A 19,087-nucleotide genomic window follows, 5' to 3' on the forward strand; every position below is an offset into this window, starting at 1 on the left:
TAGATAGCATTCAGGTCAAGACATCCAAAGATGAAGTCAAGTATGATTTGGAGTAACTCTAATGAACGACTGCTTTCATATTGTTGCTATTCATCTCATAACATAATGAAGCCTGTCGTAGAAAATTCATTTCTTTGAGAGATAATAATCATGACTGATCAATACCAAGCATTTACACAATCTCCTATTGGTAAATTCGTTGTTAAAAATCTGGGTTTACCATCGCCAGTTGTATTAGAGCGTTTTGAAAGTGCTCAGCCAGTAGTGAATGGTGCAGTATTGGTTGGCGCAGCGCCGTCAAGTGTGTTATCTGGTGCGATTGCACAAGTACTTAGCAATGTTCATGCAGATAGCTATGTAGGCAATAACGTTGCTTTACAACAAGAAGCTGCAAAAGTTGGTTTAAATTTACGTCCATTCAATGCAGGCGATAAAGAATCAAAATTCAAAGCAGTTGTATTTGATGCATCTGGTATTCAAAACTCAGAACAGTTAAATGAACTTTATAAATTCTTTAACCCGATTGCACGTCAAGTTGCGACTTCTGGTCGAGTGATTGTGATTGGTACAACTCCTGAAACTGCAAAAACTGTAAAACAAGCGATTGCTCAGCGTGCACTTGAAGGCTTTATCAAATCTGTAGGTAAAGAATTTAAAAAGGGTATCACTGCTCAAGTTGTCTATGTGGATGAAGGTGCTGGTGCAAACCTTGAATCAACATTACGTTTCTTACTTTCTCCACGTTCAGCTTATGTATCTGGTCAAGTGATTCGTGTATCTAAAGCAGATGTGGTTGATGTTGATTGGGCAAAACCACTTGCTGGAAAAACTGCATTAGTAACTGGTGCAAGCCGTGGTATTGGTGAGGCAATTGCACATGTATTGGCTCGAGACGGCGCGCATGTTATTTGTTTAGACGTACCACAACAACAAGCTGACCTTGACCGTGTAGCAGCTGACATTGGCGGTTCTACATTGGCAATTGACATTACAGCTGCTGATGCGGGCGAAAAAATTAAAGCTGCTGCGGCAAAACAAGGCGGTTTAGATATTATCGTTCATAACGCAGGTATTACACGTGACAAAACTTTGGCAAACATGAAGCCAGAGCTTTGGGACTTAGTAATTAACATTAACTTGTCTGCTGCTGAACGCGTAAATGACTACTTGTTAGAAAACGATGGTCTAAATGCAAATGGCCGTATTGTTTGTGTATCATCAATTAGCGGTATTGCTGGTAACCTTGGTCAAACAAACTATGCTGCGTCGAAAGCAGGTGTGATTGGTCTAGTGAAATTTACTGCGCCTATCTTAAAAAATGGTATTACCATTAACGCAGTAGCACCTGGCTTTATCGAGACGCAAATGACTGCTGCGATTCCATTTGCAATTCGCGAAGCTGGTCGCCGTATGAACTCAATGCAACAAGGTGGTTTACCTGTTGATGTAGCGGAAACTATTGTATGGTTTGCATCAACTGCTTCTACAGGCGTAAACGGCAACGTTGTACGAGTGTGTGGTCAAAGCTTGTTGGGCGCTTAAGCACTTTTAGCTAAATAGGGGTGCTTGTGCATCCCTTTTTTATTCAAAAATCTATAAATTATAAAAGGTTAGGTATGAATACTCGTCATTTTAGCCAGCTACCAAAAGCGGCATTGGCTTATCCAAAAGTAGTGCAAGGTTTAATTTTTAAAAAGCCGAAAGGTCCAAAAATATTACCGCAAGTTGAATATGTGGTAGATACTTTAGAAATTGATCAGAACCACCTCAAAGCTTATAACGAAGTATGTGGCTTTCAAAATAATGGCTTTGTACCAGCAATTTATTTAGCGGTGCTTTCTCAAAGTTTGCAAATGCACATGATGACGGCAGAAGCCTTTCCATTTCCAATTTTAGGTTTAGTTCATATCCGTAACCAGATTAAACAGACCAGACCAATTGCTGTGACTGAAAAATTAACTTTGTCATGTAAATTTGGGGAACTAAAACCGCATGATAAAGGTGTTCAGTTTGACTTTATTACCACAGCAAAAGTTGGTAATGAAGTAGTGATGGAAGGCTTAACGACTTATTTATCTCGTCAAAAAGTCGAGAAAAGAGTGGGTGAGAAAGCTAAAGAAGAACAAGCGCCAGCTTATGTTCCAAAGGCAGAGTGGAATATTTTAGAAAACACAGGCCGCCGTTATGCGAAAGTGTCTGGTGATTTTAATTTAATTCATATTCATGCCATTACTGCAAAAGCATTTGGCTTTAAGCAAGCCATTGCGCATGGTATGTGGAGCAAAGCTAAAGCATTAGCAAATCTTGAATTACCAAATGCTTATGAAGCAGATGTATGGTTTAAGCTGCCAATGTTCTTACCGTCAAAAGTTGAGTTTTTAACTGCCAATATAGATAAAAAGACTGATTTCTTGATTCGTAATGCCAAATCACAAAAACCGCATGTTGCAGGAACAGTAAAAGCATTATAAAAATATCAGCAGCCTGAACAGAGGTTTGGGCTGCTTTTGAGCAAAATAACAAAAAATGCAAGGAAATTCATGTGATTAAAGAAATTTTACTGGCCGATACCCATAACTATCACGGTATTTTAGATGAACGTTTTATTGATTTAGCTCACCAGTTTAGCCGTCTTCAAGATGCTAGAACAGGACAAGGTGGAGCTGCTTTAGCGGTTTATTTTAGAGGTCAGAAAGTTGTAGATATCTACACTGGTCTAAAATCACAAACCGAAGCTTGGCAACCTGACACATTGGCAGTCTGCTATTCTACAGGTAAGGGCATACTTGCAACTTTAGCGCATATTTTAGTAAGTGAATGTTTTTTAGAATACGACAAACCAATTTCGACTTATTGGCCTGAGTTTGCTCAAAATGGAAAAGAGCAAATGACATTGCGTCATGTGCTAAGCCATCAAAGTGGCATGTTTGATGTGCGAAATATCATCGAAAGTGCGCGAGAAATGCTCGACTGGTCACACATCTTAGATGTGGTCGCGGCGACTAAGCCAAGATTCCTTGCAGGAGAGGGTAATGCTTATCAAGCTTTAACATTTGGTTGGCTTGTGGGTGGTGTACTTGAAAAAGCAACTGGCCAATCTTTAGATCAGCTCATGCAAAAATATCTTGTTGAACCGTTGCAGTTAGACGGCGCTTATTTTGGGACGCCTGCAAATGAGTTGGATCGTGTAGCACGTTTAATTATTCAACCAAAACCAGAAAAACCAGCATCTACTCAAGTTGAAAAACCTAAAAAGCCACAGACGCGCAAGAGTTCACTCTCTGAAAAAATGATTACTTGGACTGGACAAGACCCTCAAGACTTTCAAGATGCCATGATTCCAAAAGGAATGAAACATCTTAGTTTCTTTAGTGACGAGGGGTTGCAAGCAGTCATTCCAGCAGCAAACGGCACATTTACTGCAAATAGTCTTGCTAAAATTTATGCGATGCTAGCAAATCAAGGTGAATGGGATGGACATCAAATTATTCGCCCAGAAGTATTTAAAGAGCTCAGCACCATCCAAAGTTATGCACGTGATCGTGTTATGCCAATTCCGATGAATTGGCGTTTAGGCTATCACCGCATTATTACCATGGGTAAACGCGCTAAAAATGGGTTTGGGCATATTGGTTACAATGGTTCAGGAGCGTGGTGTGATCCTGAGCGTGACCTCAGCTTTGCTTATACTCATAACTTCCAGATTGGTTCAATCACAGGCGATTATCGTTTGTGGGGACTAACTCAAGAAGCCTTACGTTGCACCGACCAAATTTTAAAAGGTCGTAAAGGCTGGTTCTAATTTTAGTATTTTAAAGCTGGCATTCTAATCAATGCCAGCTTCTATATTTATAATAATTCTAGGCGAATAATCGCTTCGGTATGGCGCTTGAAGTCTTCTTCAGCTAAACCATGTAAACCAAGTTTATAAATACCTTCTAAGCCGCAAACAAAGGCAATGAGTCGCCATGCAATGTCTGTGGAATTTGATCTGTTTTTAAATTCACCTTCTTTTTGGCCACACTCAATCGCTTGCACAATTGTTTCATGCCAACTTTGCATGGCAAGGTTATAAGCCTTTTGTATTTCTGCATCTTGCTCAATCAATAGTTCAGCTTCATTCCATAAACGTAAGTAGGGCTGAAGTTTGTCGATATTTTCTGCACCCAATAGGATGAAGAGTCTTTGAAATTGGCTGGTTGTTTGGAGAGTTTGTTCAATTTCATCGAGCTGTTCCATCAGCTTTAAAAAAGCTTCAGCTTTTAAATGAGATGCCGAAGAAAAGTGGTGGTGAACTTGTCCGGTAGAGGTTTGTGCTTCTGTTGCGATTCTACGTACCGTCATAGCTGTAAAACCTTCAGCCAAAGCAACTTGCATGGCAGCTTGCAGAATCATTTCTCTGCGTTGATCGCGATTAAGATAGGCCATGTTTTTTCACCTGACTGAATTCGACACAAAATACATTAAAGCTAAAAGTTGGACAAGTGTCCAATTGTGTATATAATAACCACGATTTGAACACATGTCCAAGTTTTGGATATTGAAGAGCGTTATGCAAAAAAAATGGTTAATCCTGACAATTATCGTCCTTATATATTTACCAGTTACGATTGATGCAACGGTGATGCATGTTGCAACACCATCTTTAAGTGCAGCATTGAATTTAACTGCCAATCAGCTTTTATGGGTTATTGATATTTATTCACTGATTATGGCGGGTTTGATTTTGCCAATGGGCGCACTCGGTGATCGTATCGGCTTTAAAAAATTATTATTTGTTGGAACCGCAGTTTTTGGTGTGGGTTCGTTAGCTGCAGCTTTTTCTCCAACTGCCTATGCCTTAATTGCTTCTCGTGCTGTCTTAGGGCTAGGGGCAGCTATGCTTATTCCTGCCACTTTATCAGGCATCCGTAATGCTTTTACCGAAGAAAAGCAGAGAAATTTTGCACTTGGTCTTTGGTCTACAGTGGGTGGTGGTGGAGCAGCTTTTGGTCCATTAGTCGGTGGTTTTGTACTAGAACACTTCCATTGGGGAGTTGTATTCCTTATCAATATCCCGATTATTTTAGTGGTTCTGGTCATGATTGTGATGATTATCCCTAAACAACAAGAGAAGACTGATCAGCCAATTAATTTAGGGCAAGCTTTAATTTTGGTCGTAGCCATTTTAAGCCTGATCTATTCAATCAAATCGGCGATGTACAACTTCTCGGTACTTACAATCGTGATGTTTGTAATTGGTATAAGTACTTTAATTCACTTCATCCGAAGCCAAAAAAGAGCTACGACGCCAATGATTGATCTGGAGTTATTTAAACATCCAGTGATTTCTACCAGCATTGTTATGGCAGTTGTTTCTATGATTGCTTTGGTTGGTTTTGAATTACTCTTGTCTCAAGAGTTGCAGTTTGTACATGGTTTTTCTCCATTACAGGCAGCCATGTTTATTATTCCATTTATGATTGCGATTAGTTTAGGTGGTCCATTAGCTGGAATTTGCTTGAATAAGTGGGGACTTAGACTTGTATCTACTGTTGGTATTTTAATAAGTGGATTTAGTCTATGGGGACTTGCCCAGCTTAACTTTTCGACCGACCACTTTTTAGCATGGACGTGTATGGTCTTTTTAGGCTTTAGCATTGAGATTGCCTTACTTGCTTCAACTGCTGCGATTATGTCATCTGTACCTCCGCAAAAGGCGAGTGCAGCAGGTGCCATTGAAGGGATGGCTTACGAGCTTGGGGCTGGTTTGGGCGTTGCTATATTTGGGTTAATGTTATCTTGGTTTTATAGTCGTTCAATTATTTTGCCAGAACAGCTCCCAACGGACTTAATTGAAAAAGCGAGTATCTCGATTGGTGAAACCATGCAATTAGCCTCTAACCTTGAAAATCCTTTAGGAGGGCAATTAATTGCAGTTGCGCAGCAAGCTTTTAGCTATGCGCATAGTTGGGTGCTTACTGTCTCAGCTATTTGTTTCTTCCTTTTAACTGTATTCGTCTGGTTTAGCTTTCCAAAGAAAGTAAATTAAAACTAAAGGATAAAAAGAGAGACTACCTTTCTTTTTATCCTTAAATATCTTTTTAATATTTTCTACATATTAAAAATTGGTTATTTAATTCTCATAAACAAACTATTCTTTAAAAAGGTTCATATTTTTATTTCAAAATGATTCAGTGGTCATGTAATTGAAATTTAATAAAAAATTAATTGTTGTGAAATTGACTGCGTAAAAATGGTTTGCTAACCTGCTATTCGAAAAATCTAAAAACAAATAAAAGAGGCTGCTGTGAATTTTAAATTAAAAACATCACTCATTATTGGAGCAATTGTTGCGTCTTCACTTGTATATGCCGCAACTGTACTTTCACCAAATCAGAATAATAATAGTGGATCAATTCCATCCGGTTATTCAGATTTAGAATTTAATCTAGCAAATGGGAATTGGGTCAAAAACCTTACTTTACCAACAAGCGCTAATAATTTGGACAAAATTACAATTCGTTCTAGTGCTGCTTATAGTAGTTATTTAGATACTTCTAATACCAATATTCCGTTAGAAGTATTAAAGATAAATAGTGGAGATGTTTATCAATTCATCTTTAATAGCAGTCAAAATAAATGGATCGCTCAGTTAGCGACTGTGAGTCCTACTAATGGTGCGACCTATGAAGTTGTTCCATTAACAACTGCATCTATGCAAAAAGTACTTATTCAAAATGACAAATGGGCACAAACCATTGCATTACCAAGTGATGTACGTGACGGAACAACCGTACAAGTTATTTCTACAGCAAGTACAAGTTCGGACATCGATAAAACAAATTTACTATTCCCAAGCAGTTTTATATTAAAAAATGGATCTGAATATTGGTTTAAATATTATTCTGCTTTAGGAAAATGGGTTCCTGAATATATAAAGCCTCAGAAGCTAAATGTTCAGCAAATTGGAACGTCATTAGCGACAGTTAATAGTCCACTTACCGAAATTGCATTTGGAGATGGAAACTGGGTTTCCAATTTCACTTTGCCGACCACTGCAAGTGATAGGGATAGAATTATTATCAAGTCTACTGCAACTTGGTCTGCAAAAATTAATAATACAAATATTAATAACCAAGCGACTTTAACGCTTAAAACAGGCGATCAATATGAGTTTATGTATGTAAGTGACAAAGGATATTGGCAGCTGATCTCTTCACCAACAAAGGTGATTGATTCTACAGCAACAATCCCAGCAACTTTACCGAATATGACGCAGCCCACTTTAAAGGTGAAACTGTCTACATCAAATTGGCAACCGACCTTACAACTACCTGCTAAAGCTCAAGTCGGCGATAAAGTCGTTATTGTGTCAAATGCATCGGCAGACACCTATATTAATGCTGCTAATGGCTTGTCTACCGCAATTAAAAATGGTGAAAATCGCCGTTTTATTTATACCGCTCAAGGCTGGACAGTAGATAGTTATACAATTGATATGTTGTTGGTTTCTAGCCCGGAGGTAAACTCAATTTTAGGAGAAAGCGCTGCAAAACTTAGAATGATTGAAGGCGTAAATTTAACGAATTTAACTGCTGAAAATTCGAATGCACGTTTTTATTTAAGAGATGTAGGTTATCTAACTTATAAAATCCCTGCTACCACTTTAAAAGAAGCAATCTCGACTGGACGAGATGACACCACGGTACAAAATGAGCGTAAACGTGTATTGGCAGACGGTGTTTATTATCAAGGTAATGAACCTGGTGACGGTGGTTGTGGTTGGGCTTGGATTAATGCTTCTGCATATAACATGATTGGCGCAAATGATATTGCAGGTTGTTCTTTCGCTGCTATGCGTCATGAAGTTGGGCACAATCTAGGCCTATACCATAATGGTTCAACCAATATTGGCTCAGGCTTTGCTCATCCGTTAGGAAGTACAGCAATGGGTGGTAATAACATTAATTTTTATTCGAGTCCCTATCTATATAACCCTAAATATGGCGTACGTTTAGGTGTAGAAGGAAAAATTGATGCGGTCAGTGTCATTAATCTGAATGCGCAGAAAATTTCTCTATATAATTAATCTCTATTTCTAGCTGTAAATAATGAAGAAAAATAAATTGTTAATAGGAACTGCTATCGCTTGTGTGGCGTTAGCAGTTTTAATCTGGTTTGCCTTTTCACAGCAAAGCTCTTCTGCTTTAACGTCGTCTTCAGAAAATGGGCAAGGGACTGGGCAAAAAATGGCAGAGAATCAGAATGAATTTGCTCGTCAAAATATACTGAATTTGAGTCCGTCCGAAAAAGAAAGATTGTCTCAGCAACAGATTGTTTTTAATGAAATAGAAAAGGATCAACTACCTTCTAATGTTAATTTTCCACTAATTAAAAATGCAGAAGGTATGGTCATTAAATATGATCCAAATGTGATTGAACTTAAAAAAGTAGGTGACACTGTTAAGTTCCAAATGTTGGAATATGGCATTAATCGCACGGGTAAAATTGTAGAGATCGAACCTGTTGACCAAGATATTGTTCGGTGGATCGGTAAATTTGATCAGGGCGATCCGAATCAAAATTTCTTTACCATTACTCAAAGTCAAAAAGACCACTATACGATCATGCAAATTTTTACCGAGAAGGGAAATTATTCGGCTGAAATTAAGGATGGTGTGGGACTCGTGCAAACGATGGATGAGGGTGTTACAGATCAGGAGTTACACCATGATCATCCTTAGACAAATAAATGGTTCTGGTAGAGAAAAGAAGTCAGTTCGCAGTTTATCTGTACGGATATGAGCTTTATGCGTTCACACTCTTTTAAAAACAAAGTATGCTTATGCCTGTAACAAGGAGCATACATGTATCAAGTACTTGCTAGAAAATACCGTCCACGTAATTTCAATGAGTTAGTGGGGCAAAACCATGTTTCTCGTGCATTAAGTAGTGCATTGGAACGCGGTCGTCTTCACCATGCTTATTTATTTACAGGAACGCGTGGTGTAGGTAAAACTACAATTGCACGTATTTTAGCCAAGTGTTTGAACTGTGAAACGGGTGTGACTTCCACGCCATGTGAAGTCTGTGCAACCTGTAAAGCAGTAAACGAAGGTCGTTTTATTGACCTGATCGAAATCGATGCTGCTTCAAGAACAAAAGTAGAAGATACGCGTGAACTTTTAGACAACGTTCCGTATGCGCCAACGCAAGGTCGTTTTAAAGTTTACCTGATTGACGAAGTACATATGCTATCAACGCATTCTTTTAATGCGTTATTAAAAACACTAGAAGAACCACCGGAACACGTTAAGTTTCTGTTTGCAACGACTGATCCACAAAAGCTACCGATTACAGTCATTTCACGTTGTTTGCAATTTACTCTACGACCTTTAGCCGTTGATGAAATTACCAAGCATCTTGGCGCTATTCTTGAAAAAGAGCAAATTAATGCTGATCAGGATGCAATTTGGCAAATTGCAGAATCTGCCCAAGGTTCACTGCGTGATGCATTATCTTTAACTGACCAAGCCATTGCTTACGGGCAGGGTTCTGTACATCACCAAGATGTTAAAGAAATGCTTGGTCTAATCGACCGTACGATCATTTATGATTTGATTTTGGCGATTCATCAAAACCAACGTGAGAAAGTTAGTCAGCTTTTATTACAATTTAGACACCAAGCGCTAGATGTTTCACTTGTGCTTGATCAGCTCATTTCGACATTGCATGAATTGGCAATTTTGCAATATCTACCTGATTTGAGTTTGAAATATAGCGATGAAATCAATCGCAAGATTATGCAACTGTCTAAGCTGATTTCTGCTCAAGATTTACAGCTATATTACCAAATCGCATGTAAAGGTCGTTCAGACTTGCAACTTGCCGTGACGCAAGAGCAAGGTTTTGAAATGTGTGTTTTACGTTTGTTGGCATTCCGTCCTTTAGCACCAAATGAAATTGTGGTGTCAGAGCCTGTTCAACAAAATGGACAAGCAGAAGTAGGTCTAAATTCACAAGCTCAGCCAACGGTCCAAGAGATTACTCCAGTAAATGCGGTTCAACCTGTTGAAGTTATTAACCAGCCCGCTATGGTTGAACCTGAACCTGAACCTGAACCTGAACCTGAACCTGAACCTGAACCTGAACCTGAACCTGAACCTGAACATGAACCTCAGTCTAATCAGGATTTAATGGTATTTGACCCAAATCATCATGAGTTGATTGGGCTTGAGTCAGCAGTTGTTCAAAAGACTGTTAGTGTTCTGGAAGAAGATTTCATTCCGGTACCCGAACAAAATTTAGTACAAGCTCAGGCAGAAACCCAAGCAAAACAAATTGAACCAGAACCAGCTTTTGCTACTGAGCCTCAAGGTTTGTTTGAGACATCTAGCGCTGAATTTTCTCTTGATCAAGATGCGCCTATAACTCCTGATTTGTCTTCTGAACCTGTTATTGAGCAGCAGTCATTGGTGCAGGCTGAAGTTGTTGTTGAAACAGTTCCCGTTGTAAAAGAGTCTAGTGCAACTGATCACGGTCAGTTGATGCCTCAAGATATCTTGAAGCTTTCTCCTCAAGTTTTAGAAGGTGAATGGACACTCGAAAAGTGGGAATATTGGTTTAGAAATAGTCAGCTTTCTCCAGCTGTTCAAGAACTTGCTCAACATGGTGTGATGACTGGTGAAATTGGTGGCAATACTATTTTCCATATTCCTCAAGAATATGAAAATATGCTGACCCAATTACAACAAGGCCTTATTGATGCATTAAATGAGCAATGGCCGAATACTCAATTTACAGTTGAATATGGTGCTTTAAATACATCTACACCCTATACCATTCAAAGTGCGCGTAAAGAAAAAGCCTTTCACCGAGCAGCTGAGCTATTGCATCAACAGCCAGTTATTAAGAGTCTTATAGAGACTTTTGATGGCGAGCTACAAAATATTCAATTAAAGCCTTAAATTCATCTGATTTTGATCTGGTGCAGAATATGAAAATAATAGACTTTTCATATTTTTCACTGGATTGAAATATTGGGGTCATGTCACTGTCATTGTACTTTTCTATGTTAGCCATTTTAGATTTTAAATGGATTGTACATAGCAATGAAAAGGCAATGCTCAGGAATGACTTCCTTTAAATATTCATATTTTTTATTAATCGGCGCGATTCTGCTGAGTGGTTGTAACGACTCGGCAAATGATAATTCAAATACACCAGATACAGGGAAAAAACCTGTGATGCGCTGTGCTCCATAAACTTAAATAATAAAAAGAACCTAATCATGATTACACGTCGTAAATTTTTAAATTACTCTTTAAATATGGGTTTTGGTGCTGCGGCATTGGCAGCGTTCCCATCTAGTATTCAAAAAGCTTTAGCAATTCCTGCAAATAATAAAACTGGGACCATTCAGGATGTTGAACACGTTATTATTTTAATGCAGGAAAACCGATCTTTTGACCATTACTTCGGAACATTAAAAGGCGTTCGAGGGTTTGCTGATCGTTTTACGATTCCTTTGCCAAGTGGCCGCCGTGTTTGGGAGCAGCTCAGAAGTAATGGGCAAGTTCTAACGCCTTTTCATTTAGATGGTACAGCCAATAATGCACAGCGTGCAGAGGGTACGCCTCACACATGGGATGACAGTCAGCTGGCTTGGGACAATGGGCGTATGGCGAACTGGCCAACCCACAAAACTGATATATCTATGGGTTATTTTAAAGAAAAAGAAATTCCATATCAGTTTGCACTTGCCAATGCTTTTACGATTTGTGATGCCTACCATTGCTCTATGCACACTGGAACAGATGCAAACCGTTCTTATCATTTAACAGGTACAAATGGTGCAACACCGACCAAGCGTTCATTTGTAAACAATGAGTGGGACTGGATTGATGGTAACCCAGCGACGGCAGACCGTGGTTATACATGGAAAACTTATGCCGAACGCTTAGAAGAAGCAGGGGTAAGTTGGATTTGTTATCAAAATATGCCAGATGAATGGGGCGATAATATGTTGGGTGCATTTCGTTCGTTTAGAAAGGCCAACATTGCATCTGGCTATCCTGTTTCAAGTGGCGGCGAACCGAATAAACCATATGCTGATACGGGTCAAAAACTACCTTATAAAGCCTATGATGCTGCGACCGATAATGCCAAAAATCCACTTTATAAGGGCATTGCAAATACGCTACCGGGCAATAAACCAGAAGAATATCTTGATGCTTTTAAACGCGACATTCGGGAAGGTAAATTACCTCAAGTGTCTTGGATTAATGCACCATCAATTTATTGCGAACATCCAGACCCTTCAAGTCCTGTCCAAGGGGCATGGTTTATTCAAGAAATTATTGATGCTTTAACTGCTGTGCCAGAGGTTTGGAGTAAAACAGCACTTATTATCAATTTTGATGAAAATGATGGTTACTTTGACCATGTACCGTCACCATCAGCGCCATCACGACTTAAAAACGGCCAGTACGCGGGTAAATCGACATTAAGTAGTGCCGATATGCAGGACGAATATTTTGATCATGCTGCACCTGAGGGAAGCCATTCACAGCCAACACCTGATGGACGCGTTTATGGTCCGGGTCCTCGTGTTCCGTTATATGTGATTTCCCCATGGAGCCGTGGTGGTTGGGTGAACGCACAAGTGTTTGATCATACTTCTGTGCTCATGTTTTTAGAAAAACGTTTTGGGGTTAAAGAGCCGAATATCAGTCCATATCGCCGCGCAGTATGTGGTGATTTAACTAGTGCATTTAACTTTAAAACACCAAATGCAGATATTTTACCGCAGCTGAATGGTAAACAAACACGTGTGCAAGCAGATGAGTTAAGAGAAAATCAAGAAGCTTTACCAGCTGTGCCTGTACCCACGGATACAAAGTTACCGATTCAGCAAAGTGGTATACGTCTTTCACGTGCGTTACCTTACGAGCTACACACCAGCGCACGCTGTAATACTGATGGCAAAGTGCAATTGATTTTCTCTAATACAGGTACGCAAGCAGCGGTTTTTCATGTATATGACAAGCTCAACTTGGACCGTATTCCAAAGCGTTATATTGTAGAGTCGAATAAAACTTTAGATGATGAATGGGATGTTTTAAAAGATAATTTAGGTCGTTATGACCTATGGGTACTTGGTCCAAATGGCTATCATCGTCATTTCAAAGGGGATACTCAACGTATTGTTGATAGTGGCGTTAAACCTGAAATTCGAGTGTGCTATGACATTGCCAATGGTGATGTTTATGTCGAACTTATGAATGATGGTACTAAGGATGCAATATTGACGGTAAAACCGTGTGCATATCGACAAGATGCGCCGTTACAACTTACCGTAAAAGCGGGACAGGTTGTTAAGCAGCATTGGGCTTTGGCCGATGTAGGGCATTGGTATGATTTTGAAATCACCAGTCAGAGTGATCCATATTATTACCGACGTTTTGCTGGCCGGGTCGAAACAGGTAAAGATTCCTTTAGTGATCCTGCAATGATGTAAGCTAAGATGAGGTAAAAAGAGCTGCTTATTTTCTTTTTGCCTCTTTTCTTATAATAAAAATTTCACTAAAATCTCACGAACTGTCCCGGAAATTGGCACAGTCTTACGCGTTTCTCGATCAACAAACACATGCACAAAATGTCCTTGAGCTGCGGCTTGGTTCTGACCTTGTTTAAAGATTGCTAATTCATAGCGTAATGAAGTCGTACCGATTTTACCAATCGCAACACCTACTTGAATAATTTCTGGAAATGACAATTCCTGAAGAAAACTACAAGCTGAATCGACCACTAACCCAATTGCTTTTGCTTCATGAATATCAAAACCTGTTTTTTGAATCAATAAAGCATTGGCTGCTGTATCAAAATAACTATAGTAAGTCACATTATTTACATGACCATAGATGTCGTTATCTGCCCAACGCGTTTGAATGTCTAAAAAGAACTTAAATTGATCACGGGTTTTTAAAACTGGTTTAGTCATCAATGAATCGCCTGATAAATTGCCAAAGCAGCGGCTTCTGTCATGTCACGTGGGTTATTTTGTAGTAAACGGGTTTGCAACATGGCATCTTCAGCAAGTCGAGGTAAGCTGGACTCGTCAATACCCAAATCACTAAGTCTTAAAGTCAAACCACTACGGTCTAAATGGTTCTGCATATGGTCAATAAACAGATCGCATAAACCATCGGTACTGCCATTGCTGTATGGGTCGAGCCATTGCATAAGCTCTGCATAATATTTTTTTGCATTTGGTGCATTAAACTTTAATACTTCAACCAACACTAAGGCGTTGGTATGCCCATGCGACAAATGAAAATGTCCACCCAATGGGTAAGCTAAAGCATGTACAGCGGCAACAGGCGAGTTTGCAAACGCTTGACCTGCGAGCATTGAACCGAACAGCATGTTTTGACGTGCTTCTAAATCATTACCATCTTTAAGAACTTTTGGTAAGTTATGATTTAACAACTTCAAAGCATGCTTGGCTAAAATATCCGTATAAATATTTTTTTTATGTTTAGAGGTATATGCCTCAATAGCATGTACCATCGCATCAATACCTGTTGCAGCGGTAATATGTGCTGGAAGGTTTTGAGTAAAAGTAGCATCAAGAATCGCAGTGTCTGCGTACAGTACTGGAGAGACAATCCCCATCTTTGTCGTCTCACCTGTAGTGACAATTGAGATTGGCGTTACTTCTGAGCCTGTACCGGCTGTAGTAGGAATCAAAATAAGCGGAAGACGAGCTGTAGTGACTTGGTTTACGCCGTACATCTCTTGCAAACTTTGGGTCTGATTAGGGTGGGCGAGTAAAGCAATAACTTTTGCAACATCTAGAGAACTACCACCACCAAAACCAATAATGGCATCAACATTTTGCTGTTTAGCATAAGTGGCTGCATCTAGTACTACCTGTTCAGGGGGATCAGCTTGCACATCGGCATAGATGACATATTCAATATTGAGCGTATCTAAAATTTGAAGGATGGTACGGTGTAATTGATTTTTAACCATGCCTGCATCGGTGACTAGCAATAACTTACGGTAAGCTTTTGACGAAAAAACATTTTGTAATTCTTGTATAGAGCCTAAGCCAGAGATGATATTTGGAACAGTTTGAAATTGAAAATGGCTCATATACATTATTTCCTTATTTTTGAACATTATTGTTGAATGGTTCTATAAGATTCTATCTCCGAATAAGTTAGCATAAGAAACTTTAAAATAAAGTAGTTCTGAAGTGACTATGCTTTTCTTAAGCCTTGTGCCCCCCATAGATAAATACTTTTTTGCAATGTTGGGTCCGAAATGTAGGTGAGGATTACCAAGATATTTAAACGCTCGTCGAAAAGTGGGCTTTTTGTTATTTATAGGGTTCTGTAGATTTTCTGGCAAGCTTCTAATTTATATAATGCCTTAACAATTTATAATTTTATCGGTTCTAAAAAGTGAAAATTTCTAAAACTTTACTCAGTATTATGGGATGTATGTGTTTGATGCTTAGCTCGGCAGCAATCGCGAAAACCAGTTCTAGTGTATATTCGCCTACAAAAGGTGTAATTTGTGACAAATATATTTGTGCTGACAAAAAAGGTGTTTCTAAAAAGCTTACAGCTAAATATTTAGGCACTTATAAAGCGAATAAAGCCTTCTCTCAAGGTGATTTTGATACTTCAGCGTTTACGCTCTCAAACGGTGTGTTCTGTGATACTAAAACAAAACTATGCCATGTTGATCGATACTTTGAGAATGGGCATCGCAGTAAAATTGATAGAAAAATGACAGATAAGCTTTTTAAAAATAAATAATTTTTCTATTGCAGAAATGAGGTAAATATCATCTGATAGATGAGTCTGTAAAAGTAAAGTTAAATCGCAAAAGACCCCGCTAACTATCGACTAATGGCGGGGTTTTTTATTATTAAGTATTTCTGTAATATCAATTTAATAGTATAGGGTGAAAAAATACTAAGTGATGAGGGTGAATAATTAATAAGGGAGGGTTTAGTTTTCGGTAGGATCTTTTTTGATTGGGAAGGGAAAAAGGATCTTTTTATTATTAAGAAAAAACATAATTTTTAGGTGGAATTTAAATAGTGATGTACACAATTAGATATGTTCATCGGAACAACACTTACTATATCGCTTCGAACAACGAAGGAAATTTTATTATTCTTGAGTCACTTGATTCAGAGTTTCGTATGGGCCACCAAATTTCATATGATGGTGAAAAAGTATTTAACCTGACACTAAATGACGAAACAGATGCAGTCATCAAACTGGAAAGTAACGAAAAAGGAGCATATGAGTACTTACATTCAGTTAAGTAAATTGGCTTTTTTATTCTTAAGTATTTCTGTAAGATCCTTCCGTTGCTTTAAACAACAATAAACCTGAATGATCAGCGCAAAAGTCATAAGGGGAAAGCCTACTTGAAAGAGTAGGCTTTTTTTATTTCTTTATAAAAGCATACTGAGGACTTTATGATCAGAGTAGCTAATTTATAAAAATTTATTTTTTGCAATGAATGAGTTTAAGTTCCAAATTCTTAAAATCTATAACTTGATTAGAAGAATCAACAAGTTTTAATTTAAGTTCATCATCAGTACTCTTATTAAAAACTTTCACCACATCTTTACCAGCTTCAATAAAATTACCGCCAGACTCAAGCATGGCGAGTAAGACAATATTTAGACTTTTGCCTTTTTTAGTGAGTAAGTATTCTTTACGTTCTCGTTCACCAACTTCTTTATAAATTGATAATTCAAATATTTCTAATTGGATGAGATGCTTTAGACGATTAGATAAAATTTGCTTTGATATGCCTGTATTTTCTAGAAAATCATTAAATTTTGTTACCCCATAGAAAGCTTCTCTTAACAAGAGGATCGTCCATCTATCATTCAATATTTCTGTAATTTTGAAGATCCCACATACATCTACTGGAAATTTATGATCTGGAATAATTTGATTTGACATCAGTGGGAGCTCCAATTAGTATGGGTCTATAATTTAGACCTAGCTTTAATTCAGGTAGCATTATGCCATTTATAAATATACAAACTATAGAAAGTTTACTAGATAAAGATAGTAAGGCTGAGCTTTTCAAGCGAATAACGGATTTATTTGTAGAAATAGAAGGAAAGGGAAATCCTGCTTTTCGAGAACATGTCTGGATAAGAATTGATGAGCATCCTCCTGAACATTGGCAATTAGGCAGCTTTAGGCCTACGAAGGAAATGATTGAATTAATCACTGCATCAAAGTGATATTTGTAAAGCCCTATAAATTAGGGCTTTATTTTTATTTAATTACTACAAAAAATACAAGATTAGCTAATTTATCGTCTGATTTATCAACTTTTAATCTATTGATAAACATTATTTTCCTTTTCAACCCAAGTGAGTTTTGACAAAATGCAACAAGTCACACTGGTCAATTTGGTTCTTATAAACTTATAGTCTGTTAAGATTGTGCATGATCCCGTTTATTTTTATGTAATTCAAATGTTTGGAAGTAATTTCTAATGGAAACACAATATAAGGTGTTATGTGTCTGTTTAGGAAATATTTGCCGTTCTCCCACGGCTGAAGTGGTTTTTAGACATTATTGTGACGCGCATCAACTCAATGTTATTGTCGATTCAGCTGGAACGAGTAATTATCATCCAAATAAATCGCCTGATCAGCGTAGTCAGTTGCATGCCAAAAAAAGGGGTTATGACCTATCATCTTTACGTGCAAGACAACTTTCAACTCAAGACTTTTTAGAGTTTGATTTGATTTTGGCAATGGATCATCAAAATTTTGAAGATATTCATGACGTGTTGCAAAGAGCCGTTTCCCAATTTGGCGCACATCAAATTCGTGCAAAAGTAGCTTTAATGAGTGAGCATGATCCTGAATACCCACAACAAGCGTTGCCTGATCCTTATTATGGCGGTGCTGATGGTTTTGAACGTGTACTCAATCAATGTGAGTCCAGTAGTTTGGCGTGGGTTAATATTTTAAAAAAACAATTGAATGTTTAAGAATAGGTTTTTCAACACAATGCAAATTCAGAATCAAGTACAGCTTAAGCCATTCAATACTCTAAGTTTAGATGCAACTGTTTCTCACTATACTAAAGTTGGCAATATTCAAGATATTGAAGCAGCTTTAGAGTTTGCTGAGCAGCATAAGTTAAATGTACTTGTATTATCGGGCGGTAGTAATATGTTATTACCGCAGCAGATCAATGCTTTAGTGATTCATCTTGATATTCAGGGAATTGAAGTTTTATCAAACGATGATGATTTTGTGCGGGTTAAAGTTGGCGCAGGCCAAGTCTGGCATGATTTTGTTTTATACAGCACTGAACAGAACTGGTTTGGTTTGCAAAATTTAGCCCTTATTCCAGGTTTAGTTGGTGCTTCACCCGTACAAAACATTGGGGCGTATGGGGTAGAGGTAGGCGAGTTTATTGAGTCAGTACAAGTGTATGACCGTAAATTAAAGCAAACTCAGACAATTTTAGCGGCTGACTGCCATTTTGCTTACCGCCATAGTATTTTTAAAGATGATCCGAACCGTTACATTATCACGCATGTTACTTTTAAATTGCTTAAACAGCCGCACTTAAAACTTAACTACGGCGACTTGAAACAAGCAGTTGGAGACAATCAGACTGCCGAAAATTTACAAAATCAGGTCATCCATATTCGACAAAGTAAACTTCCTGATCCAAAAGAGTATCCAAATGTCGGAAGTTTCTTTAAAAATCCGATTGTTAAACCTCAAGAGTTTGATCGCTTAGTCACACAATTCTCAACAATTCCACATTATCCTCAAGCTAACGGAAACGTTAAAATTGCAGCAGGATGGTTAATTGATCAGGCGGGTTGGAAAGGGAAGCAACTCGATATGGTAGGGATGTTCCATAAACAGGCATTAGTTCTGGTGAATTATGCCAATGCATCTCTAGCTGATGTAAGGAAAACTTATCAGGCTGTACAACGTGATGTTGATCAGCTTTTCCATATTATGTTAGAACCAGAGCCTGTGCTTTATAACAGTTTAGGTTTAATTGAAAATCATACGGAATAG

At 38.2% G+C, this 19,087-nt stretch carries 18 protein-coding genes; 14 read left to right on the forward strand and 4 right to left on the reverse strand.

Going from position 1 to position 19,087, the window contains the following annotated elements; all coding sequences use genetic code 11:
* The first annotated feature begins 150 nt into the window (after positions 1 to 150).
* The 3 genes from RMB06_RS10520 to RMB06_RS10530 all read left to right on the forward strand — a co-directional run bounded on the left by RMB06_RS10520 (position 151) and on the right by RMB06_RS10530 (position 3,802).
* Entirely contained in the window at positions 151 to 1,542 is a 1,392-nt protein-coding gene (locus RMB06_RS10520) for a 3-oxoacyl-ACP reductase (RefSeq protein WP_311079394.1), read from the forward strand.
* A 74-nt stretch (positions 1,543 to 1,616) separates the two neighbouring features.
* The gene (locus tag RMB06_RS10525) at positions 1,617 to 2,471 is read left to right on the forward strand and encodes a MaoC/PaaZ C-terminal domain-containing protein (protein WP_017480915.1); all 855 of its coding nucleotides are present in this window, start codon (positions 1,617 to 1,619) and stop codon (positions 2,469 to 2,471) included.
* A gap of 71 nt (positions 2,472 to 2,542) precedes the next feature.
* Entirely contained in the window at positions 2,543 to 3,802 is a 1,260-nt protein-coding gene (locus tag RMB06_RS10530) for a serine hydrolase (RefSeq protein WP_086355329.1), read from the forward strand.
* Positions 3,803 to 3,849: 47 nt separating this feature from the next.
* Here RMB06_RS10530 and RMB06_RS10535 read toward each other — a convergent pair whose 3' ends face one another.
* On the reverse strand, positions 3,850 to 4,428 hold the full coding sequence (locus RMB06_RS10535) for a TetR family transcriptional regulator (RefSeq protein ID WP_016145712.1): 579 nt from the start codon (positions 4,426 to 4,428) through the stop codon (positions 3,850 to 3,852).
* Between the two features lie 124 nt (positions 4,429 to 4,552).
* On the opposite strand from RMB06_RS10535, the gene amvA reads away from it, so the two are divergent.
* The 6 genes from amvA (at position 4,553) to RMB06_RS10565 (ending at position 13,501) form a co-directional block, all read left to right on the forward strand.
* The gene (gene amvA / locus RMB06_RS10540; protein ID WP_311079396.1) at positions 4,553 to 6,031 is read left to right on the forward strand and encodes a multidrug efflux MFS transporter AmvA; all 1,479 of its coding nucleotides are present in this window, start codon (positions 4,553 to 4,555) and stop codon (positions 6,029 to 6,031) included.
* A 258-nt stretch (positions 6,032 to 6,289) separates the two neighbouring features.
* Positions 6,290 to 8,071, forward strand: coding sequence for a metalloendopeptidase CpaA (gene cpaA / locus RMB06_RS10545; RefSeq protein WP_086355328.1), 1,782 nt, complete (start codon positions 6,290 to 6,292; stop codon positions 8,069 to 8,071).
* Positions 8,072 to 8,093: 22 nt separating this feature from the next.
* Entirely contained in the window at positions 8,094 to 8,726 is a 633-nt protein-coding gene (gene cpaB, locus RMB06_RS10550) for a metalloprotease secretion chaperone CpaB (RefSeq protein ID WP_025466524.1), read from the forward strand.
* A gap of 123 nt (positions 8,727 to 8,849) precedes the next feature.
* The gene (locus tag RMB06_RS10555; RefSeq protein WP_311079398.1) at positions 8,850 to 10,949 is read left to right on the forward strand and encodes a DNA polymerase III subunit gamma/tau; all 2,100 of its coding nucleotides are present in this window, start codon (positions 8,850 to 8,852) and stop codon (positions 10,947 to 10,949) included.
* Positions 10,950 to 11,093: 144 nt separating this feature from the next.
* Positions 11,094 to 11,246: a hypothetical protein gene (locus tag RMB06_RS10560; RefSeq protein WP_157662837.1), complete on the forward strand. Its 153-nt coding sequence runs from the start codon at positions 11,094 to 11,096 to the stop codon at positions 11,244 to 11,246.
* A 26-nt stretch (positions 11,247 to 11,272) separates the two neighbouring features.
* Entirely contained in the window at positions 11,273 to 13,501 is a 2,229-nt protein-coding gene (locus tag RMB06_RS10565) for a phosphocholine-specific phospholipase C (RefSeq protein WP_311079399.1), read from the forward strand.
* A 48-nt stretch (positions 13,502 to 13,549) separates the two neighbouring features.
* On the opposite strand, the gene RMB06_RS10570 is transcribed toward RMB06_RS10565, so the two are convergent.
* Both RMB06_RS10570 and RMB06_RS10575 read right to left on the reverse strand, forming a co-directional pair.
* Positions 13,550 to 13,984: a thioesterase family protein gene (locus RMB06_RS10570; RefSeq protein ID WP_311079400.1), complete on the reverse strand. Its 435-nt coding sequence runs from the start codon at positions 13,982 to 13,984 to the stop codon at positions 13,550 to 13,552.
* Entirely contained in the window at positions 13,984 to 15,141 is a 1,158-nt protein-coding gene (locus tag RMB06_RS10575; RefSeq protein ID WP_311079401.1) for an iron-containing alcohol dehydrogenase, read from the reverse strand. The genes RMB06_RS10570 and RMB06_RS10575 overlap by 1 nt, the downstream gene beginning before the upstream one ends.
* 341 nt (positions 15,142 to 15,482) lie before the next feature.
* On the opposite strand from RMB06_RS10575, the gene RMB06_RS10580 reads away from it, so the two are divergent.
* On the forward strand, positions 15,483 to 15,812 hold the full coding sequence (locus tag RMB06_RS10580; protein WP_311079540.1) for a YcgJ family protein: 330 nt from the start codon (positions 15,483 to 15,485) through the stop codon (positions 15,810 to 15,812).
* Between the two features lie 290 nt (positions 15,813 to 16,102).
* Positions 16,103 to 16,333, forward strand: coding sequence for a hypothetical protein (locus RMB06_RS10585; RefSeq protein WP_005068773.1), 231 nt, complete (start codon positions 16,103 to 16,105; stop codon positions 16,331 to 16,333).
* A 181-nt stretch (positions 16,334 to 16,514) separates the two neighbouring features.
* Here RMB06_RS10585 and RMB06_RS10590 read toward each other — a convergent pair whose 3' ends face one another.
* On the reverse strand, positions 16,515 to 16,982 hold the full coding sequence (locus RMB06_RS10590) for a helix-turn-helix domain-containing protein (RefSeq protein ID WP_017398914.1): 468 nt from the start codon (positions 16,980 to 16,982) through the stop codon (positions 16,515 to 16,517).
* 62 nt (positions 16,983 to 17,044) lie between these two features.
* On the opposite strand from RMB06_RS10590, the gene RMB06_RS10595 reads away from it, so the two are divergent.
* The 3 genes from RMB06_RS10595 to murB all read left to right on the forward strand — a co-directional run bounded on the left by RMB06_RS10595 (position 17,045) and on the right by murB (position 19,087).
* Positions 17,045 to 17,272 carry a tautomerase family protein gene (locus RMB06_RS10595; RefSeq protein WP_311079404.1) on the forward strand — a complete coding sequence of 76 codons (228 nt, stop codon included), beginning with the start codon at positions 17,045 to 17,047 and terminating at the stop codon, positions 17,270 to 17,272.
* A 257-nt stretch (positions 17,273 to 17,529) separates the two neighbouring features.
* Positions 17,530 to 18,033, forward strand: coding sequence for a low molecular weight protein-tyrosine-phosphatase (locus RMB06_RS10600; RefSeq protein ID WP_002115216.1), 504 nt, complete (start codon positions 17,530 to 17,532; stop codon positions 18,031 to 18,033).
* A gap of 19 nt (positions 18,034 to 18,052) precedes the next feature.
* Complete coding sequence (gene murB / locus RMB06_RS10605; RefSeq protein WP_064786337.1) at positions 18,053 to 19,087, forward strand: UDP-N-acetylmuramate dehydrogenase; 1,035 nt, start codon at positions 18,053 to 18,055, stop codon at positions 19,085 to 19,087.

It is taken from the genome of Acinetobacter sp. V104_13, from assembly GCF_031798995.1.
Taxonomy (GTDB): domain Bacteria; phylum Pseudomonadota; class Gammaproteobacteria; order Pseudomonadales; family Moraxellaceae; genus Acinetobacter; species Acinetobacter pittii.